Raw genomic sequence first — 19,857 nt, 5'->3', positions numbered from 1 at the left:
TCAGCGGCGCGGGGTGATCGATACCCGGTTGTCGTGGAACACCGCGCCGCCGCCGAAGTCCGAATCGCGTTCCGCGACCGTCGCATTCACCGTCGCACCGCCGGAGTGCTTGGCCCAGCGGCCCTTCGTGGTCGCGGCGACGCCGGGCCGGACCCGGTCGGAGACCTCGGCGACGGCCTCGAAGGAGCCGCGATCGTTGTGGACGGTGACCGGATCGCCGTCCGCGATGCCGCGCGCCGCCGCGTCCCCGGGATGCATCGTGACGGTCGGTTCGCCTGCGCGCCTGCGTAATTCGGGATCGACGCCGAAGCTGGTGTTCAGGAAGTAGTGCGACGCCGCGGAGATCAGCACCAGTCCGTCGCCCGGATCGGCGGGCGGGGTGTACCCGGCCAGCGGATCGTGGCCGGCCCGCGCCGCGCGGTTCGACACGAACCGGAGCTTGTCCACGGGCACCGGGCGTGGATCGATCTTCAGGAAGCCGTCGGCGCGCAGCCGGTCGACGTCGTACTGTTTCAACAGCTGGTTCGCCAGGTCCTCATCCGACTCGTACAGCGCCGGTTCGGTCAGCCCCAGGCGCCGGGCCAATCGGCGGAAGGTCTCGGTGGTGGGCAGGCATTCACCGGGCGGGGTCACGGCCGGTTCGTTCCAGACCAGATAGAGATTGCCGTACGCGGCCAGCACATCGAGGTGCTCGGGCTGCATGGTGGCCGGGAGGACGATATCGGCGTAGTCGACCGTGTCGGTCGGAAAGTGTTCCAGGACAACGGTGAACAGATCCTCGCGCGACAGGCCCTCGATCACCCGGCGCTGATCGGGATTGGAGCCCACCGGATTCGCCGCGATCACGAACAGCGCCTTGACCGGCGGTCCGTCGGTGTCCAGCAGCACCTCGCCCATGCGGGTCATGGACAGCGTCCGCACCGGATGCGGCAGCAGATCGAATCGCATCAGCGCGGGGGTGTCGAGCCGGAAGTGCCCGCTGGTCGAATAGTGCAGTCCGCCACCGGGAATCGCCCAGTCGCCGGTGACACCGGGCAGGCAGGCCAGGGTGCGCAGCGCCATCCCGCCGCCCGCGTGCCGCTGCATTCCCTGCGAGGCGCGAATGGCCGTGGGCCGGGTGCGGGCGATGCGTTCGCCCAGAGCCACGATGCGTTCCACCGGCAGCCCGGTGATCTCGGCGACCCGCTCCGGCGGGTACTGCGCTATGCGCTCGCGGAATTCGGGCCAGCCCTCGGTGCGGGTTTCCAGGAACTCGGTGTCCTCGGCGCCCAGCCCGACGATGACGTGCATGAGCCCCAGCGCCAGCGCCGCGTCGGTGCCGGGCAGCGGGGCGAGGTGTTCGTCACAGCGTTCGGCGGTGCGGGTGCGCACCAGGTCGATGGCCACCGTGTACGCGCCGCTGTCCTGGATGAACTTCCAGACATGATGGCCGGAGCTGAGCGGATTGGTGCCCCACAGCAGGATCAGCCGCGACTGCGCCAGCTGCTCCGGGTCCATGCCGCCCGCGGTGCCCAGGGTGTATTTCAGCCCCGTGCTGCCCGCGACGGAGCAGATGGTCGGGTCGTGCAGGGAGGCGCCGAGCGCATTGAAGAACCGCCGGCCGGAGAAGCCCTCCAGTCCTTGGATGTAGCCGAGGCTGCCGGTGCCGTGGAAGGGCCAGACGGCCTCGCCGCCGTACTCGGCGAGGATGCCGGTGAGCCGGGTGGCGATCTCGTCGAGCGCCTCGTTCCAGGTGATCGGTTCGAAGCGGCCCTCGCCCTTGCGGCCGACCCGGCGCAGTGGCCGGGTGAGGCGCTCGGGGGAGTGGACCTGGTCGAGGTAGCGGTTCACCTTCACGCACAGCGCGCCCCGGGTGACCGGGTGCTCGCGGTTGCCGCGCAGGCCGGTCGCCCGGCCGTCCTGCACGTCCACCACCCAGGAGCAGGCGTCCGGGCAGTCGAGTGGGCATGCTCCGAGAACCTTCACCCGATCGATCGTAGGCAGGTCCGAGCGGGCGCGCGAAAGGCGAGCGTAAGGCCGGTTTCCGGGCGCGACACGCCTATGCCGTCATGTGACGACACGCGGTCGAGCTGGGGTACTCTCGGCGCGCGGCTAATCAGCCGCAACAGGAGTGCGGGGGCGGAAGTGCGCGGTGGAATGGGAGATTCATGATCACCCCCGGCCGAGGTCTCGTCGGTGTCGTCTCGGGATGTGCGGCGCTGCTGACCGGATGCGCCCACGCCGGCCACACCGATGCCGCGCACGCACACCAGGCGAACAGCGAGATGGCCGCCAGCGACTCGGGCGAGATGCAGCGCAGCGCCTTCGTCACCGCCTGCGCGGGGACCTCGGCGGGTTGGCAGGCGACGGCGGTGGTCAGCAATCGGGATGTGGTGGAGCACCGGTATCTGGTGGTGATCAGTTTCATGTCGCCGGAATCCACCGATCTGGAACGGACACGCACCGAGGTGCTGGTGGCGCCGGGCTCGACGCAGGACTTCACGACCGAGACGCGGCTGAATCCGGTGTCGCGGCCACAGACCGTCCGGTGTGTGCTGCGCGGGGTCGAGCAACTCTGACCGATGCTCGCGAATCGGGCGGCCGGGCGGTCGCGCTGCCTCGAAAGTTGCGCGGGGACAGGGGCGGACGCTTAGGATCACCAGCGCCGGCCATGCTCTGTGGGCCGCACCAGTAGGAATAGCTGATGGTTCACTGGCTCTCGGGCGGTGACCATGTGCGTTCTCCGGATGTGGATTTGTCGGTGCCATGGTGCATGCTCTTGGCACGCAGATGTCCGCCCCGTCCGCCCGGAGTGCCCCATGTCGACCCGTACCAAGCCACAGCCCTTGTCGGATACCGAAATTCGGCAGATCGCCGCGGAAATCGACGCGGGCCGGCCACCGATGGTGTGGTTCACCGCGGTGGCGGTCGGCGTCCCGGAAGGCCGTTCCGGAAAGGTGATGTCCCTCGGGGATCCGTCCGAGGGGGATTTCCTGCAGGTGAAGCCGACGGGCTCGAAGGATGTGCTGTCCTTCGGTCCCACCGAGGTGACCCTGACCAAACCGGCCCGGCAGAACCCGGCCAAACCGGCCGGAGCTCAACCGAAAACGGCAACCAGGAAGGAACCCACCGTGACGATGTCGTCTCCCGTGACGATGCCGGCCAGCGCGCCGAGCGCTTCGCCCGCTCCGGAAGCCAAGGTCGAGACCCCGCAGCCGGCTGCGGAATCCGCGCCCGAGGCCAAGGCCAAGCCCGCCGCGTCGCGTCCGGCCCGCAATGCCGCCAACAGCGCCGCCGCGAAGAAGCCGAAGGCTCCCGAGGTGACGGTCACCCTCAGCGGCACCGCCGAGGGGGAGTGGACCCTGGATGTCGTGAACGGCAAGAAGCGCACCATCAAGGGCCTGCCGGTCACGAGTTCCGCTGTGGCCCAGGCAGCCAAGATTCTCCACCCCGAATTCGCCGAGGTCGTCGACTCCATCCACGAGTCGGTCCGCGCCGCCCAGCAGGCCAAGGTCGCGCAGCTGCAGGCCGAACTCGAATCGGCCCGTCGGCTACTCGAAGACCTGGCCTGACGAGATTCCACGCGGGTAACCCCGGCGCGAGGACCGGTGGCCCAACCCTTTTCGTGTGGGGCTGGGCCGCTTCCGGGTCATACCGCGGATTCGCGCTGCCAGGTGCGAGGACCGGATTCGGGACGGCTGCGGCGCAGGTCGTCGTGGAAGATGTAGCCGAGGGAGTATTCCTTGGCGTGGTACATGGCCGAATCCGCCTCGCGCAGTAGCTCGTAGACGGTGGTCTCGGTCTCTCGTGGCTTGGTGCAGGCGATTCCGATACTGGCCGCTATTCGCACCTCGGCCGCGCTCAGCTCGAACGGTTCTCCCAGGGTGGCGAGTAGCCGCTCCGCCAGCTGGCGGGCCTGCTGCTGCGCGAGCGGGGCGAGCACCACGAATTCATCACCGCCGTAGCGGGCGGCCGCGTCATCGCGGCGGATCACACGGCGGATGCGGGCGGCGGCATTGGCGATGAGCTCGTCGCCCACCGCATGGCCGTAGTTGTCGTTGACCCGCTTGAAGCCGTCCAGGTCGATGAACAGCAGGGCCAAAGGCTGTCCGGCCCAACGCTCCCGATTACGATGCAGCGCCCGCAGCAGGGCGGCGCGGTTCAGGAGTCCGGTGAGCATGTCGTGGTCTGCCTGATACTGCGCGCGCCGTTCGCTGCGGGCGCTGCGTTCGATGGCGCGTTCGCTGCGTAGTAGTACGCCCGCTAGTAGTAGGGCGAAGAGCGAGGACACCACCACGCGGTCGAGTGTGTCGAGGCTGGAGCCCACCACCGGCACCAGCGAGGCCACGATCATGACGATGGCGATGATGCTGGCTCGCTGCCGGGACCGGTGCGGATGGATGTCGCGTGGCTCGCCGAGGACCACCATGCTCGGGTGCAGGGCGGCCGCGCCGATCAGCGTGAAGCCCAGTTGCAGTGGCAGCAGCTGGATCTGGCGGCCGAAGACCGCCGAGCCCGCGGTCTCCAGGTTGTAGGCCAGGTCACCGGCCAGGATCACCAGCATGGCGAGGTGCACCAGCCGCAGCGAGGTTTCCGAGCGCGCGGAGGTGATCACCGAGTGCACGATCACGGTGAGCAGCAGGGCGTCCACGATCGGATCCGCGACCGAGGTGATGGTGGTGAAGTAGGTGTGGTGCGTCATATGCAGCACCGGTGAGATGAGGAATGTCCACGACAGCAGCAGCGCGCCCAGGCCGATCAGCCCGGAGTCCAGCAGCAGATCGTGATCGGTGCTGTTCTGCCGCGGGCGCAGCCACAGCACCGCGGCCACGCCGACGCAGCAGTATCCGCTGAGGGTGAAGAGATCGTCGAAGGGGTGGCGCTGCGATTCGGAGATGTGGCGCAGCCCGGTGCCGATGGCGAATTGCACGGCGGACGCCGAGAGTAGATACCAGGGCAGGGGGTGGCGGGGGTGGTACCTGCGGACACCGAGCCCGATCATGGTGAGGCTGATGGCCACCGACACGAACAGGGTGCCCAGGGTCACCGCGCGGGTATTGACCACCATGGGCAGGCCGAGAATGAGCACGCCACCGATGAACAGCACGGTGCGCCAGCAGATTTTGAAGCGCGGACCAGACCGTTCGGCCGGTTGTGCGTCCGTTCCCACCAGCCCCCCTTGTCCGAGCAGTACTCGAAAAGACACCGCCGATCATCAACCGAGTGTTGCGGTACGAGCATAGGTCCCGCGCAGCAGTGACAGAGTGCCCGGTAGAGAAAAGGCGCTGCCACTATCTGGGCAACCGAACCGATCATGACATGAAAACGGCCGCTCCGGAGCGGAGTTCGGCGAACCCGCAGGATCACTTTCCGCGAGACTCGTTATGCTGCCCAGCGAATCGAACCGTACGGCCTGCGCGAACCTGTGAACAGGAGCCGGAAGTGGAAACGACGGCGGGACGCTGGTGGGCCCCGGGCCGGGTGAATCTCATCGGCGAGCACACCGATTACAACGACGGCTACGTGCTGCCGATGGCCCTGCCACTGGGTGTGACCTGCACCGCGGCGGCCGGACCGGGGGGTGTGGTGCGGCTGAGATCCCGGCAGGCGCCCGGTGACCCCGTCGACACCACCACGGCCGCCCTCGCCACCGGCGGCTGGTCCGAATTCCCCGCCTGGTCGCGCTACCCCCTCGGCGTCATCCGCGAATTCGAGCGCCGCGGCTATGAGGTGCGCGGCGTCCACCTCGACCTCGACGGCACGGTCCCCATCGGCGCGGGCCTGTCTTCTTCCGCCGCCCTGTCCTGCTCGGTCGCCATCGCCCTGCGGGACCTCTTCGCCCCCGCCATCACCGACACCGAGCTCATCGACATCGCCCGCACCGCCGAGAACGTCTACGCCGGCGTCCCCACCGGCACCCTCGACCAGTCCGCTTCTCTCCTCTGCACCACGGGCCACCTGCTCTTCCTCGACACCCGCACCGGAGCCACCGAGCAGATCCCGTTCGACCTGGCCGCCTTCGGCCTGACGCTGCTCATCATCGACACCGGCACCCCCCACCGCCTGGTGGACAGCGACTACGCCGCCCGCCGCGCCGAATGTGCCGCCGCCGCAGCCCAACTGGACGCCCCCGCCCTCCGCGACATCCCCTTCGCCGCCGAAGCCGACCGCCTCACCGACCCCCTCCTCCGCCGCCGCGCCCGCCACGTGATCACCGAAAATGCCCGTGTCCTGCAAATAGCCGAACAATTGCGCACCGGCGCCGACCCCCGCGCCATAGCCCCCCTCCTCACCGCCGCCCACCAATCCCTCCGCGACGACTTCGAAGTCTCCGCCCCACCCTTGAACACCGCCGTCGACGCGGCTCTCGCCGCCGGCGCCCACGGCGCCCGCATGACCGGCGCCGGCTTCGGCGGCAGCATCCTCGCCCTCGCCGACCGCGACGACACCCCGAACATCGTCACCGTCATCCGAGAATCCCTCGCCACCAAGGGATTCCCCCCACCCCACGACTACACGGTGATCCCCTCCGCCGGCGCCCACCGCCTTCCCTGACCCGCGCTGTACCTCCAACTCGTCGTCAGAGACTGTCCGCCGTAACTGGATCCACGTGCGGCCGGACTCGAGCGGTAACCCTCCGCCGAGCAATGCGCTGTTCGCCGTGGCCGCGAAACTGCAGTGCGTGTGGGTTATTCGCCCGGCCTCGGTCAGTTCGCCGGTATGGCAGCAGTGAACAGAGACCGTCGGTGTGCTGCTGCCGTCCGGGTCGGTGTAAATGGTGGCGGGACACCCGTTTTCGGTCGTAACCACGGTGCCGCCGGCCGATCGTGGAGTCGGTGGATCGGTCGGCGGCAACGGTTTCGGGTTACTTAGCGGGTGTGATCGAGGGCTGGGTGATGGTTGTGAAGTACTGGACTGCGGCGGCGATGGCTACCGGGGCGGTTACGAAGAGCTGGCCGGCGATGGTGCCGACGAAGCCGACGGCGCCTGCGCCGATGAGGCAGCCGGTGCCGGCTGCGCCGAGGAGCGGGACGAACATGGCGGCGAGGACGCCTGCGGAGCCGAGGGTGACCAGGCCGGCGGCTCCGACGGCGCCGAGCAGGCAGCCGAGAGCCGCGCCGCCGAGGCCGCCGGCCAGGGTGCCGACGGTGGCGCCCATGGAGAGGGTGCTGCTCATACGGTTCCAGGCGGCCTGTTCACGCTCGTAGTCCGACTTCCAGGGGGCGCTGTTCTCGAAGGGGAGGGCGACCGGCTGGTAGACCGCGTGGGCGGCGTCGAACTGCGGGGTGAGCGTGGCGGCGCGGTCGCGGATGTCGGCGGCGATCGGGAAGACGAAATCGTCCACCCGGAACGACAATTCGGTGCCCGCGACCGTGGTTCCGTCGGCGGCCCTGATCTTCAGTACGCCGTCGTCCACCACCAGCGACCCGGCATCCGTGCGGATGGTCAGGTCCCTCTCGCCGGTGGTGGCGCTGTAGTTGACGACACCCGCGTCGGACTGGGCGGGTGCGGCGTTCACGGTTCCGGCGGTGACCCCGAGTGCGGTCGTCACGAGCGCGGCGGACACGGCGAACTTGTTGAGCTTCATCAGGTTTCGTCTTTCGTCAGTGCGGGTCAGGGTCCGCACGGATGGCGCGGCTCTTCTATGTGCGTGAGCCGCGAAAGGATGTGACCGGCCGGCGGCACGGCCTGGAGGCCGCGTCGCTCAGCGGTTTTCGTGGACTAGGCGGTGGCGCGCAGGCGGGCTCCCACACCCACCAGCACGTCGATCACCAGGAAGCCCAGCAGCGGAATGCCGATCATGGGCGCGAACCAGCCGACCACCGCGGCGGCCGCTGCCAACGGCGCCAGGAGGATCAGCGGGGTCTGCGCCAGTGCCCGGCGCGGGGCCTTGCCCGCGGCGAGCCTCGGCTCCTTGGTCGGGCGGCGCCGCCACCACATCAGGTAGCCGCGCACGATCACGGTGACCAGCCCGGCCATGATGACCAGCAGCAACAGCTGATTGGCCAGGCCGAACATCAGGCCCATGTGGAACTGGATGCCCCAGTTGGTGAGCTTGGCCATGAGCGGCCAGTCGGAGTACGGCAGCTTGTCGGTGACATTGCCGGTCGCGCCGTCCACCGCGATGGCATCGCGGGTGTACTGGCCGGGCCGGCGCAGCTCCTGCGCCACGAAGGCCATGCCGTCCTTGGCCGGAATGCTGATCTCCAAGGGCCCGGTCAGGCCATTGGCCCGGGCGACGCCGTACACGGTGTCGACCAGTGCCGCCTTGTCGGCGGGAGGCATGGCCGCGGCCGCACCGCCACCGTGGTGATCGTGTTCGCCGCCCGCGGACATGGCCGGACCGGTCGACCCGGGCAGCTTGGCGCTCACCGCGGGCGTGGCCCAGCTCATCGCCTGCCGCAGCTGGGTCACGTTCTCACCCGCGTACTTCGACCAGGTCATACCGGTGACCGACAGCAGCAGGAGCACCGGCAGGATCCAGACGCCCACCACCGCATGCCAATTCAGTGTCCGGGCCCGCGGCCGCGACCGGTCCGGCCGCAGTAGCCAACCGGGCGACCGCTTCTCGCGCCGCGCCCGCACCCGCCGGTACCAGAGCACCAGCCCGGCCAGCGCCACCAGCCACAGCCAAGAGGCCGCGATCTCGCTGTAGTAGCGGCCGAACGCGCCCAGGTGCAGATCCTTGTGCAGCTGGTCGATCCAGGTGCGCATGGGCAGCGCGCCCGAGCTGCCGTAGACGACGCTGTCGCCCACCGGCTGGGCGGTCACCGGGTCGACGAACACCGCGCGGCGCTCGGATTCGCCCAGCGACGGATCGCTGAAGAGCACCCGCGTGGTCTCCCCGGCGTGCTGTCCCGGGGCCACCGCCACCAGTGCCAGGTTCGGCTCGGCCGCCTGCCCGGCGGCGACCTGCTCCCGCAACGGCTTGGCCGGGCCGGTCGAATCGGTGTGCAGCAGGCCGCTGGAGGTGACATTCTCCAGCGTCGGCGAGATCGCGTACAGCGCACCGGTCACGGCCGCGATCAGGATGAACGGCGCCACGAAGACGCCGGCGTAGAAGTGCAGTCGCAGCATGAGCGCCTGAAAGGCATTGCCCGCACCACGTTTCGGGGGCCGGCCGGACGGCGGCGGCTCCGTCGTCCGGGTAGGGGAGGGCGGCGGTGTCGTATCGACACCGCTGTCAGTGATTGTCACCAGCGATCTTTCGGGTTCGAGGGAACACCCGGGGACACGCGGTACGGGGGGCGAACACGTCGAGGCGACGCATGTCAGGGCGCACCATGACCCCCTCATGGTGCGCACGCGACTGCCACCGCGTGCGCACAGCGGTCATGGGGATGCCCGGACGCGCACGACGCCACCGCGACGGACGCGGGCGTACAGCGAAGTCACACGGACGCGAAAGTCCGTGTGCCCGGGTGTGAAAAGAAGGGAATCAGCCTCGAACGAGCGCGGGTGGTCCGCGAGTGCGGAAGACGTCGGCCGCGAAGATACGCAGCACGACGAGATCCCGGTGCGCGATGGGCAGCAGCGGCGGCCCGGTGAGCACCGGTAGTGAAATAGGTAGCGGCAGCGCCCAGGACAGCACCGTGGTGCCGATCCGATAGGCCGCCTCCGCGCCGAGAATTACGACGGCCGCCGCGCACGCTGCCACGATGTGCGCGGCCAGCATGGCCGGACTCCACATCGAGGCATTGTGGTGGTGATGGTGCATGCTGCCCGGCGAGCCCCACATCATGCTGAAGTGACCCAGGAATTGCCCGCCGATCAGCGCGACCACCAGTCCGAGCGCCGTGGTGCGCAGCGTGTGCACGCTCGCCACCACCGCGCCGACCGCGGCCGAGGCGGCGACCAGCAGCGTCAGCGGACCGGACTCCAGGGGTGCGGCCCCCGAGATCCAGCCATGCGCGGCCACTGCGAGCGCCCCGGATACCGAACCGGCCGCCCCACCGCGCAATACCGCAGCATCGCTGCGGTATTGCGCTGTAGAGCGGCCGGATCCGATGTTCACGCGCTGATAATAGCCAGGCCTGATCTCGCCCCTGCCCGTACCCTGCCGTTAACCGGCGGGGTGCGAACGGTTTTGGCTAATTCTCCGTGACTTCCATCTCGATCAGCGGCTTGCGCAGCAGCTTCCCGGTGGCATTCCGCGGCAGCTCGTCGAGGAAGATCACCTCGCGCGGCACCTTGTAGCGCGCCAGGTTCTCCTTCACGTAGTCCTTGATCTCCTGGACGTCCCGCTTGGACTCGGGCCCCGGAACCACGATGGCGCGCAGGCGCTTTCCGAAGTCGCGGTCGTCGACGCCGACCACCGCCGCCTCCAGGATGTCGTGGCGGTTGGACAGCAGGTTCTCGACCTCCTGCGGGAAGACGTTCTCGCCGCCGGAGACGATCATGTCGTCGTCACGGCCGTCGATGAACAGCAGCCCGTCGGTGTCGAAGTGGCCGACGTCGCCGGAGGACATGAGGCCGTCCACGTACTCCTTGGTGCGGCCGTCGGTGTACTCCTTGAAGGAGTGCCCGTTCTCGATGAAGATCGTGCCGGTCACGTTGGGCGCGGAGATGCGCTTGCGGTTCTCGTCGTAGAGCGCGACGCGAATGCCGACGGGCGCCTTGCCCGCGGTGGTCGGGGCCTTGCGCAGTTCCGACGGGGTGGCCACGGTCATGACCGCGCACTCGGTGGAGCCGTACACGTTGTAGAGGGTCTCGCCGAAGTAGTCGAGGGTGCGGGTGACGACGTCCGGCGGGATGGCCGAGCCGGCGGCGAAGACGACCTTCAGGGTCTCCGCCGGGTTGTACTTCGCCAGCGTCTCTTCCGGCAGGTCCAGGATGCGCTGCAGCATGGTCGGGACCACGGTCAGACCCTGCGCGCGGAACTTCTTGATATTGGCCAGCGTGCCCTCGGGATCGAAGCGGCGCTGCTGGAACACCACCCGGTTGCCCAGCGCGATCGACAGCGTGAACTGCGACAGGCCGGTGGCGTGGAAGATCGGGGCGGCCATCACCACGGTGCTGTTGCGCGGCAACGGGATTCGATCCAGGAACTGGGCCGTGATGAACGGGCTGACCTTGTCGCGCGGTGCGCCCTTGGGGGTGCCGGTGGTGCCCGAGGTCAGGATGACCATGCCGCCCGGCTTCTCCGGCGGGGCCAGCGGCGCGGTGGACTGCCCGGCCGCCACCGACTCGATGGTCGGAATCGACGGGTCGGCATTGTCCTGCTCGTCGACCCAGGTCAGGATGCGCGGAATCTCGGCCGGAATGGCCGACATCAGATCGAAGAACTCGCTGTCGTGCAGCACCGCCTTGACGTTCTCGCGGGCGGCCACATCGGTGAACTGCGGCTTGGCGAAGCCGGTGTTCATCAGCACCGCGCGCACGCCCAGCTTGCCGGCGGCGACCAGGCTCAGCACCATGCCGCGGTGGTCGCGGGCCAGTACCCCGATCACATCGCCGGGGCCCAGGCCCTGGGCGGCGAGGCCGCGCGCGAAGGCATTGGACTGCTGGTCGAGCTGCTCGAAGGTCAGCTCACCGCGCTCGTCGACAATGGCCGCGGACTTGGGATTGGTGTTGGCCGCGTGCACGACCGCGCCCGCGAACGGACCGAACTTCAGCACATTGAGCGCCGAGCGCACCGCGTGATCGGGGCGCAGCGGATTGAAGAGTCCCCCTCGGACCATGGCATTGACGCTGAGCGCCGTATCGCCGGCCTTGCGTAGAACCGTGCCAGCCGATGGAAGGGCAAGTGACATGGGTACAACCTTCCGCGATCCCCCGCCGGACGAGTCGGCCGACGGACCGCAACATCGAGATCCAGTGCGGTGCTAACCCTAGCAAGCGCAGGCAGCCGGGGTGTGGCCGAGGTCTCCGTTACTCGCGGTTACGAATAAACCGCGCAGCTCGTGGTGGGGATCCCAGGATTGCCGCCGTGTCGCGGACGTCATCGGCGCTGTGCCGCCTGCTGACTCGGCGCTGTGCCGCCTACTGACTCGCGACGGGTGGCTCGTACTCCACGAGGACCCGGCGCAGCAGTTTGCCGGTGGCATTGCGCGGCAGATCGTCGAGGAAGAAGACGTCCCGCGGCACTTTGTAGCGGGCCAGATTGGCCTTCACATAGGTCTTGATCTCCTCGGGCGCGAGCTTCACGCCGGGCTCGGGAACGATGAACGCGCGCAGGCGCTTACCGAATTCGACATCGTCCACGCCGACCACGGCCGCATCGAACACGTCGGGGCGCTCCAGCAGCAGGTTCTCGACCTCCTGCGGGAAGACGTTCTCGCCGCCGGAGACGATCATGTCGTCGTCGCGGCCGTCGATGAACAGCAGTCCGCGATCGTCGAAGTGCCCGACGTCGCCGCTGGACATGTACCCGTCGATGACCTCCTTCATCCGCCCGTCGGTGTAGCCCTTGAACGGCGAGCCCGAGCGGATGAAGACTCGGCCCGTCACGTTCTTGGCGAGGACGCGCCGCCCGTCGTCGTCGAAGAGCGCCACCTCGCAGGTGAGCGGCGCTCGTCCCGCCGTCCCCGGCGCGAGAGCCAGATCCTCGGGCCGGGCGACCGAGGCGATCGCGCATTCGGTGGAGCCGTAGAGGTTGTAGAGCACCGGCCCGAACACCTCGGCCGTGCGCACCGACAGCTCCGGCGACAGCGCCGAACCGGCCAGCACGATCCCGGTCAGCGAGGAGGTGTCGTACTGCTGGCGAATCTCCTTGTCCAGCTCCACCATTCGATGCAGCATGGTCGGCACCGCCACCAGCATGTCGGCGCGGTGCTCGGCGATCAGGCGCAACGTCCGCTCGGCGTCGAAGCGGCGCGCCATCACCACCTTGTTGCCGAAGGCGCACGCGGTCAGCCAGGTCGCGAACCCGGTGGAGTGGAAGATGGGGGAGACGATGACCATCGTGCCCTGCTGCGGAAAGTCGATGCGGTCCACAATCTGCACCGTCGACAGCGGTCCGGTGCGTTCGCGCGGGGCGCCCTTGGGCAGGCCGGTGGTGCCCGAGGTGAGGATGATGAAGCCGCCCGGCTGCTTCGGCGCGGGCAGCGGCGTCGGTGCGTTGGCCGCGATGAGCTCGTCCAGAGTTTTTGTGCCGGACGGTATCTCGGTGCCCTCGTCGACCCAGGTCAGTACGCGCGGAAGGTCCTCGGGCAGGGCGTCGAGCAGACCGAGGAATTCGCTGTCGTGCAACACGACTCGCACGTTCTCGCGCTCGCAGACCTGGGCGAACTGCGGTTTGGCGAATCCGGTGTTCATCAGCGCCAGCCGCGCGCCGAGTTTGCCCAGCGCCGCCATGGTCAGCACCAGGCCTCGGTGATCGCGGGCCAGCACGCCCACCACGGTTCCGGGTTTGACCCCGTTGCGCTGCAATCCGCGCGCCAGCGCGTTCGACTGCTCGTCCAGCTCCCGGTAGGTGAGCTCACCCCGCTCGTCCGCGAGGGCCGGCCGGTCCCCGAACAGGCGCGCCGCGCGCCGTACCGCGGTCGCCGGCGGCCCGAAAACCCTGGCGTCCCTGAGCAATCGGACCGTCCCCACCGGATCGGTGGGATCGCTCAACCCCAGCTCCCGCAAACGCCTCAGGCCCTTGAGCGCCTCACCGGTGTGCGCCATGCGCTGCCGAGCCGAATGCAGAACCGAGGCCATGCGGACCACCTCCGTTGACGAGCCGTCCACCGCCCGGACCCGACGGCGGTAGCGTCACCGTAACAGCGGCCTGTGACGGCCGTTACACAAATTCGGTCACAACAGACACACAGCAACTCTGAGCGAATGGCCCTACTGTGTTCACCTGTTGATAGCTCGCTCGTAATCTGGGTCGCCCAGGCTGCGGGTTCCCCCTTCCCCGAACCGATGAGGTACCCCATGGAAATTCTCGCCGCACTCGCCAACATCGTCGCCGCCATGAGCACCGGAAGCGCATCGCTGGCCGCGCTGTAATACGGCACTCACGTGAACAGCCCGCCGACCGATCGGCGGGCTGTTCGCATATCCGGGCTCAGGCCTCGTCGAAGCCGGTGGTCAGGCCCAGGTGGGCAGTGGCGTCCAGCTCGGCGGCGACGGTGGCCAGCTTGCCGCGGATGGCGCCGACCGCGTCCGGGCCCAGGGCCAGGCGCAGCGGGGCGTCCGCCTGGCCGACCACCGCGAGGACGGCGGCCGCGGCCTTGCCGGGATCGCCCTGCTGCTGCTGGTCGGAGGCGGGCAGGCCGTCGCGGATGGCGCCCACGGTGCCGGCGTAGTCCGGGATGGCGGAACCGATGGTGAGGGCGGCGGGCTTGGCGAAACCGGTTCGGAATTCCCCGGGTTCGACGATCAGCACCTGGATGCCGAGCGGATTCACCTCGGCGGCAAGGGCTTCACTGGCCAGCTCCAGCGCGCCCTTGGCGGCGCTGTAGGCGCCCACGCCAGCGAAGGACAGGAACCCGCCCATGCTGGTCAGCTGGACGATCGCGCCCGCGTGGCGCTCGCGCATCTGGGGGAGGACCAGCTGGGTCAGTCGCAGCGGGCCGAAGAACATGACCTCCATGGCGTCCCGCAGATCGGCCTCGGTGGTCTCCTCGATCGCGCCGACGATGCCGTAGCCCGCATTGTTGACCAGGACGTCGATTCGCCCGGCCTCCTTCACCGCCCGCTCGGCGGCGGCCGGGTCGCGCACGTCCAGGGTCACCACCTGCACCCGGTCCGGGTGCGCGGCAACCACGTCCGCCATGGTCTCGGGGCGACGCACCGCGGCCACCACCTCGTCCCCGGCGGCCAGCACGGCCAGGGTGAAGGCCGCGCCGAAACCGCTGTTCGCTCCGGTGATCAGCCAGCGGCGCGGGTCTTCTGTACTCATGTCGATCCTTTGCTGCGAGATCCGGCTATGCCCCGGGTCGGGGTCGATGACAAGCTTGCCCGTCGTTGGCCGGGATGTCATGCGCCGGGCCGGAATACGGTTCCACGACTGAGGGTTTGGGCCGATCCGAACTAATTCTCGTGCTGATCGCCGCAGAATCAGAAGATGAGCGACCTCTTCGATTTCTCCGGCCGGACGGTCTTCGTGGCGGGCGGTACCAGCGGCATCAATCTCGTTGTGGCTCACGCCTTCGCACGGGCCGGGGCCTCGGTGGCGGTGCTCTCGCGCACGCCGGACAAGGTGCGGGCGGCGGTCGACTCGCTCGGCGAGTGCGGGGTCACCGCCCTGGGCTTCGCCGCGGACGTGCGCGACTACGAGGCGGTCGCCGAGGGCTTCGCCGCGACCTGCACCGAGCTCGGGGAGCTGGACGCGCTGGTATCCGGTGCGGCCGGGAACTTCCCCGCCGCAACGGAATCCATGTCGGCCCGGGCCTTCGGCGCGGTCGTGGACATCGATCTCAAGGGCACCTTCAATGTCCTGCGCGCCGCCCGCGAACACCTGCGCACGCCCGGGGCCTCGGTCATCACCATCTCCGCGCCGCAATCGACCGTTCCGATGGCCCTGCAGGCCCATGCCTGCGCCGCCAAGGCCGGCGTGGACATGCTCACCAAGGTCGCGGCGCTGGAATGGGCGGCGGCGGGCATTCGCGTCAATGCCGTGGTCCCCGGCCCGATCGAGGACACCGAGGGCATGTCGCGACTGGCCCCCACCCCCGAACTGTCCGACCTGGTGGCCAAATCCGTTCCCATGGGCCGCTACGGCACCGCCCAGGAGATCGCCGACTGCTGCCTCTGGATCGCGTCTCCGCTGGCGTCCTACGTCAACGGCGCGGTCATTCCCGTCGACGGTGGCTGGTCCCTGGGCGGTGCCTCGGAGGTCTTCACCGCCATGCGAAACCTGCTGGCGGGCTGACGCTTCCGCTGTCCGGCGTTCAGTGCCCGCCCGAGGCGATCTTCTTCGGATCGATGAACGACTGCAGCGGCGACAGATGCGTATAGGTGTCGAGCAATGCCCGCCCCAGCGTGGCATGCGCCTCCACCACCGGATTCGTAGCCCCGTAGTTGTCCGCGTCCGGCGCCTGATCGGCGAAGAACGAGAACACCATCAGCGGCGCCCCCGCCGCATCGAACATGATCCCGGTATCGTGCCGCTTGTCATCGGACGCACCGTGTTTGGTGGCGAAGCGGGCCCGCTCATCCGAGGACATGTTGCGCCGGATCCCGTCGGTGTACCCCACCGCCGTCCACGTCATGATCCGCAGCACCGCCTGCGTCGACTCCTTCGACAACAACGTCCCCGACGCCAGCCGGAACAGCAGATCGTTGTTCTCCCGGGCCGTCGTATTCCCCAGATAGAACCGGCTCTCCCCGGGCAACGGCACCACCCGGGTCTCCTTGAAACCCAGCCGATCCAACGTCGCGTTGACCTGTTCCCCCGACACGAACCGCGACAGCAACCGCACCGCGGTGTTATCCGAAACCTGCAACATCGTGGTCAGCAGATTCGCCACCGTGAGCTGATCCCCGAACGCCGCCTGATTCAAATACAGCCCGCTGCCCTCGGCCACCATGTCGGCATCGAGAGTCGTGGTGTCGGACAGCTTGATCCGCCCCGCATCCACCTCACTCATCAGCGCCGTCATCACCGCCAGCTTCTGCACGCTGGCCCCCTCGATGACGAAGTCCGCGTCCTCCTCCACCACCGGAACCGGCTTCCCCGACCCCAAATCACTGACCAGGCAATGCCACCGCCCCCCGGCCACCTTCGTGATCGCCCGATACTGCGCATCGAATGCCGGCCCCACCACCGGCACCCCCGCCCGCGCCGTCCCCGCCCGCATCATCCCCCCAGCGACAATAGCGCCGGCCCCCAATAGCATCCGCCTACTGAATCCACGCACCGGCGAAACCTATCCGCGTAAATCACATTTCAGCAACTGCAACGCCGATACACCCAGCTCGAATCAGAGTATGGCTGCGATGGCCCCGGCCGGCCCGCTGGTGTCCGCCCGCCGACCGCGACGTTGGCCGTGCACGTGACGGCCGCGCAAACCCGCACGGGCAGCGCCGACTCCATCCCAGTTATCGGCAGCCTGCTGAAGGCGCTCGGAATCTGACGCGGATCACGGCGTCCGGAACGAGAAAACCGGTGCGAGCCACGAATGTGGCCCGCACCGGTTCTTCTCGGGGACTTGCTACTTCAGCTTGTCGCTCGACAGCCCGAGGACGCGGCGAGCCACGATGAGCTGCTGGATCTGCTGGGTGCCTTCGAAGATGTCGAGGATCTTGCTCATGGGATTCGGTGTTCTGGGGTGATGCGACGGAATCATTGCCTGAACTGGGAATTCGTTCTCGCGAGTTCTCGGTGCTTTCTGGTTTTCCTCGGCATTCGACGGCCTGGGGACGGCCTGGGAAGCTCAGTGGGTTCAGTGAGGGGACAGGCCGCCACCGCCATGGCCGCCGTCTCCACCCGCGGCGTCGCCGCCCATCGCGATTGCGCTTCCTCCGGGTCCGCCGCCGCCCCCTGGGAATCCGCCATGGCCGCCACGTCCGCCGGTTGCGTTGGCGCTACCCCAAGCATGTCCTCCGGCTCCTCCCTGTCCGCCGTGGAGCGGGCTTCCGTAACCTGGTGCGATACCAAAACCATTGGGGCCGTGGTCGTTATAGCCGAACCGCTCCGCCGCACGGTTGCGGAATGCGGTGAAGTCGTGCCGTTCGACCAGGAAACTGGACTCGGCTTTGTACAGGGCTACGAAGACCGCGGCGACAAGGATCACTCCGACTACGGCCACGATTGCTGCGCCGCTGTGCCGTCCGAGCCATCCCGAAACGAGGGCGCCGAGCAGGAATACGCTGGTGGCGGCCTTATTGACGGTCTTTGCGGCTTGGGCGAAGCGTTTTGCTACAGCTCCGAAGACTTCTCGCGCCGGCCGGGGGCCTTCGCTGATCAGAGTCGAGTGAGGGTTCTCCGCCGACGGGCTCGACGGCAGCGATGGCGTGGTCACATGGAAATGGTAGAGCCGTGTACGAAGCAAACGCTCATGAGACACGTGTTGGCGGTTTGTCCGAAATCTGCCCTGACCAGCAGATGGCAAGTCGACTTCCTATGTCCGCATTGGTATCCCGCGTGCCCGTCGTCCAACGGCGCGGAGTGTAGGCCGGCCTCGGCCCCACCGCCAGCAATCGTGACGATGAGACCTAAGTGGACAAGCAGACCTCAAAGATTTTTCAGGCCATAAGATTTCGCATAGGTCTTGTTTTTGGCGTACCCTACGAGGGGTCGGCCCGGGGAGGGTCGCTATTGAGCAGTTGGAGCTACTACGTGGACAAGCACTTTGATCGGATCAGGGTGGGTGACCTCACTGTCGATCCGTCGATGGATACCGGGCGTCTCTACATGCAGCGCGATGAGATCGCGGCCTGGACTGCGAAGATCGCTGAGGGCTGGGACGTGGAGATGCTTCTCCCGGCTCTGGTTTCGCAGCGGGCCGATGGCAAGTTTGTGATCATCGATGGTCAGCACAGCAACCAGGCCTGCATCCTCAAACAGGGCGAGGACTTCCTCCGTGACGCGATGGTTTACAAAGGGCTGACCATCCAGCAGGAGGCGAAGCTCTTCCTCGCCGCCAACAAGCACCGCAAGCCGGTCAAGCCATTCGACAACTTCCGGGTCTCCCTTACGGCGGGCGACCCCATCGCGATTCGCGTCAACGAGGAAGTGCAGGCCCTCGGCGACGACCTTCAGGTGTCTGCCTCGCCGAGCGCAAACCGTGTCGGCGCTGTTCAGGCCCTGCTGGCGATGGGCAAGACGCCGGGAATGGTCAGCCGCGTGTTGAGGGTGGTCAGTACAGCCTGGGGTCGTGATGCCAGCACCTGGGACAACATTGTCCTGCGGGCGGTGGCCATGGTGCTCGCATGGCCCGGGAACTGGGAACTTGCAGACGACGCACGGCTCATCAAGGTCTTGAAAAACGGAGGCTCTCCGACGATCTGGAAGCAAAACGCGGTGCGCACGAGGAAAAGCGGTGGCGGCTCGGCGTCTCGGTCGACGCCGATGGCGCTGGTTATCGTGCAGGATTACAACTTGGGCCTGGATCGCGACAAGACGCTGATGACCGGCCGGCCCACGAAGGCATCGTCCAGCGCTAAGACCGCGTCGTAGGCGAAGCCCTGGGGGTTTCGTTCGAGCAAGTTGTGACAACGAATGCCCTGACTGCTCTTTCCTCTGCTTCCTCATACAGGCCGCCCTCAGTGGAAGGAGGGCGTGTCAAGGATGCCGCAGGCACCGCGCAGCGGACACCGCAGGTGGTCCTTGACGCGTCCTCCTGGAGCGAGACAATCAGGCCGCTGAGGAAGCGGGGAGCACCCAAGGTGACAAGATGCCTCGTTCAATCTCTACCGGCCTTAAATAATTTATAGGGCGAATTCGGCAGTTGTTCACAGCAATTCAGTGATGGAAGCGGGGGCCGAAGCCCCCGCCCGCGCTCAGAGGACGTACCAGCCGCAGCCGTGGCAGATGTGGTCGGCGCACCAGCTGCAATCGTCGAGCAGGTACAGACCCTCGCAACCGGGGCCGTTGCAGGACGGGCAGTCCTCGGGAGTCCAGGGCCACGGGCGTCCCGGGACGATGGCGCGTGCCCAGGTACCGCCGAAGGTGGAGTCGGAGACCAGTTCCCAGTGGGCGTTGCGGTGGGAGATGTCGGGGAGCTCATCGAGAGTGATGGTGACCATGGGCGGAGTCCTTTCCTGTGGTGGGGAATCTGGGCTTGCCCAGATCCGGACCTTCCTCCGCGGTCCGGGCTCACGAAGTGATCCGAAGGGCTTGGCCTGGACCGTGGAGGAAGGTCCTGATATGCCTCCGGCTGATTCCTCGCCGCAGGGAAGGACTTCGGCGGTTGCTGGATCTCGATGAGCTCCCCGACATCGGACGTGATGTCCGCTGGGAATTGGTCTCCGGCTGGCGGTGCCGATTGAGCCGGCGTGGTC

General features: G+C 67.9%; 16 protein-coding genes and 1 pseudogene. 5 read left to right on the top strand and 12 right to left on the bottom strand.

Going from position 1 to position 19,857, the window contains the following annotated elements; all coding sequences use genetic code 11:
* Window positions 1-1,965, bottom strand: a complete 1,965-nt coding sequence (locus ACFXN1_RS12680) for a molybdopterin-dependent oxidoreductase (protein WP_379437536.1) — start codon at window positions 1,963-1,965, stop codon at window positions 1-3.
* A gap of 182 nt (window positions 1,966-2,147) precedes the next feature.
* On the opposite strand from ACFXN1_RS12680, the gene ACFXN1_RS12675 reads away from it, so the two are divergent.
* Window positions 2,148-2,558 carry a hypothetical protein gene (locus ACFXN1_RS12675; protein ID WP_379401766.1) on the top strand — a complete coding sequence of 137 codons (411 nt, stop codon included), beginning with the start codon at window positions 2,148-2,150 and terminating at the stop codon, window positions 2,556-2,558.
* Between the two features lie 240 nt (window positions 2,559-2,798).
* The gene (locus ACFXN1_RS12670; RefSeq protein WP_354840504.1) at window positions 2,799-3,551 is read left to right on the top strand and encodes a DUF6319 family protein; all 753 of its coding nucleotides are present in this window, start codon (window positions 2,799-2,801) and stop codon (window positions 3,549-3,551) included.
* A gap of 77 nt (window positions 3,552-3,628) precedes the next feature.
* On the opposite strand, the gene ACFXN1_RS12665 is transcribed toward ACFXN1_RS12670, so the two are convergent.
* A complete protein-coding gene (locus tag ACFXN1_RS12665; RefSeq protein WP_379437534.1) occupies window positions 3,629-5,149 on the bottom strand; it encodes a diguanylate cyclase domain-containing protein in 1,521 nt (506 codons plus the stop codon).
* A gap of 272 nt (window positions 5,150-5,421) precedes the next feature.
* Between ACFXN1_RS12665 and galK the strand changes: the two genes are divergently transcribed.
* Window positions 5,422-6,534, top strand: coding sequence for a galactokinase (gene galK / locus ACFXN1_RS12660; protein WP_379437532.1), 1,113 nt, complete (start codon window positions 5,422-5,424; stop codon window positions 6,532-6,534).
* A 310-nt stretch (window positions 6,535-6,844) separates the two neighbouring features.
* On the opposite strand, the gene ACFXN1_RS12655 is transcribed toward galK, so the two are convergent.
* The 6 genes from ACFXN1_RS12655 to ACFXN1_RS12630 form a co-directional block, all read right to left on the bottom strand.
* The gene (locus tag ACFXN1_RS12655; RefSeq protein WP_379437531.1) at window positions 6,845-7,567 is read right to left on the bottom strand and encodes a hypothetical protein; all 723 of its coding nucleotides are present in this window, start codon (window positions 7,565-7,567) and stop codon (window positions 6,845-6,847) included.
* A gap of 134 nt (window positions 7,568-7,701) precedes the next feature.
* Window positions 7,702-9,177 carry a PepSY-associated TM helix domain-containing protein gene (locus tag ACFXN1_RS12650; RefSeq protein WP_379437529.1) on the bottom strand — a complete coding sequence of 492 codons (1,476 nt, stop codon included), beginning with the start codon at window positions 9,175-9,177 and terminating at the stop codon, window positions 7,702-7,704.
* A 241-nt stretch (window positions 9,178-9,418) separates the two neighbouring features.
* Window positions 9,419-9,994 (bottom strand): hypothetical protein, encoded by a 576-nt coding sequence (locus ACFXN1_RS12645; protein WP_379437528.1) that lies wholly within the window; start codon window positions 9,992-9,994, stop codon window positions 9,419-9,421.
* Between the two features lie 76 nt (window positions 9,995-10,070).
* Complete coding sequence (locus tag ACFXN1_RS12640) at window positions 10,071-11,732, bottom strand: acyl-CoA synthetase (RefSeq protein WP_379437526.1); 1,662 nt, start codon at window positions 11,730-11,732, stop codon at window positions 10,071-10,073.
* Between the two features lie 229 nt (window positions 11,733-11,961).
* Window positions 11,962-13,623: an acyl-CoA synthetase gene (locus ACFXN1_RS12635; protein WP_379437525.1), complete on the bottom strand. Its 1,662-nt coding sequence runs from the start codon at window positions 13,621-13,623 to the stop codon at window positions 11,962-11,964.
* Between the two features lie 352 nt (window positions 13,624-13,975).
* The gene (locus tag ACFXN1_RS12630) at window positions 13,976-14,812 is read right to left on the bottom strand and encodes an SDR family NAD(P)-dependent oxidoreductase (RefSeq protein ID WP_379401757.1); all 837 of its coding nucleotides are present in this window, start codon (window positions 14,810-14,812) and stop codon (window positions 13,976-13,978) included.
* Between the two features lie 165 nt (window positions 14,813-14,977).
* Here ACFXN1_RS12630 and ACFXN1_RS12625 point away from each other — a divergent pair, with 165 nt between their 5' ends.
* On the top strand, window positions 14,978-15,784 hold the full coding sequence (locus ACFXN1_RS12625) for an SDR family oxidoreductase (RefSeq protein WP_379437523.1): 807 nt from the start codon (window positions 14,978-14,980) through the stop codon (window positions 15,782-15,784).
* Window positions 15,785-15,803: 19 nt separating this feature from the next.
* Here ACFXN1_RS12625 and ACFXN1_RS12620 read toward each other — a convergent pair whose 3' ends face one another.
* From ACFXN1_RS12620 to ACFXN1_RS12610, 3 genes and pseudogenes are all read right to left on the bottom strand, one after another.
* A complete protein-coding gene (locus ACFXN1_RS12620) occupies window positions 15,804-16,715 on the bottom strand; it encodes a serine hydrolase (protein WP_379463569.1) in 912 nt (303 codons plus the stop codon).
* A 351-nt stretch (window positions 16,716-17,066) separates the two neighbouring features.
* Window positions 17,067-17,162: pseudogene (locus ACFXN1_RS12615) on the bottom strand (hypothetical protein); the annotation flags it as partial.
* Window positions 17,163-17,297: 135 nt separating this feature from the next.
* Window positions 17,298-17,876: a hypothetical protein gene (locus ACFXN1_RS12610; RefSeq protein WP_379437520.1), complete on the bottom strand. Its 579-nt coding sequence runs from the start codon at window positions 17,874-17,876 to the stop codon at window positions 17,298-17,300.
* A gap of 197 nt (window positions 17,877-18,073) precedes the next feature.
* Between ACFXN1_RS12610 and ACFXN1_RS12605 the strand changes: the two genes are divergently transcribed.
* Window positions 18,074-19,033 (top strand): DUF6551 family protein, encoded by a 960-nt coding sequence (locus ACFXN1_RS12605; protein ID WP_379437518.1) that lies wholly within the window; start codon window positions 18,074-18,076, stop codon window positions 19,031-19,033.
* A 323-nt stretch (window positions 19,034-19,356) separates the two neighbouring features.
* On the opposite strand, the gene ACFXN1_RS12600 is transcribed toward ACFXN1_RS12605, so the two are convergent.
* Complete coding sequence (locus ACFXN1_RS12600) at window positions 19,357-19,602, bottom strand: hypothetical protein (RefSeq protein ID WP_379437517.1); 246 nt, start codon at window positions 19,600-19,602, stop codon at window positions 19,357-19,359.
* Between the last annotated feature and the right edge of the window lie 255 nt (window positions 19,603-19,857).

This window comes from Nocardia sp. NPDC059154, from assembly GCF_042755705.1.
In the GTDB taxonomy this organism is placed as follows: Bacteria; Actinomycetota; Actinomycetes; order Mycobacteriales; family Mycobacteriaceae; genus Nocardia.
Note: the sequence above shows the minus strand (reverse complement) of the source record. Positions and strands in the feature narration are given on the sequence as shown.

Coding starts and splice junctions, on each gene's coding strand:
- ACFXN1_RS12625 (WP_379437523.1), top strand. CDS start 14,978: ATGAGCGACCTCTTCGATTTCTCCGGCCGGACGGTCTTCGTGGCGGGC.
- ACFXN1_RS12600 (WP_379437517.1), bottom strand. CDS start 19,602: ATGGTCACCATCACTCTCGATGAGCTCCCCGACATCTCCCACCGCAAC.
- ACFXN1_RS12630 (WP_379401757.1), bottom strand. CDS start 14,812: ATGAGTACAGAAGACCCGCGCCGCTGGCTGATCACCGGAGCGAACAGC.
- ACFXN1_RS12655 (WP_379437531.1), bottom strand. CDS start 7,567: ATGAAGCTCAACAAGTTCGCCGTGTCCGCCGCGCTCGTGACGACCGCA.
- ACFXN1_RS12670 (WP_354840504.1), top strand. CDS start 2,799: ATGTCGACCCGTACCAAGCCACAGCCCTTGTCGGATACCGAAATTCGG.
- ACFXN1_RS12635 (WP_379437525.1), bottom strand. CDS start 13,623: ATGGCCTCGGTTCTGCATTCGGCTCGGCAGCGCATGGCGCACACCGGT.
- ACFXN1_RS12640 (WP_379437526.1), bottom strand. CDS start 11,732: ATGTCACTTGCCCTTCCATCGGCTGGCACGGTTCTACGCAAGGCCGGC.
- ACFXN1_RS12675 (WP_379401766.1), top strand. CDS start 2,148: ATGATCACCCCCGGCCGAGGTCTCGTCGGTGTCGTCTCGGGATGTGCG.
- ACFXN1_RS12620 (WP_379463569.1), bottom strand. CDS start 16,715: ATGATGCGGGCGGGGACGGCGCGGGCGGGGGTGCCGGTGGTGGGGCCG.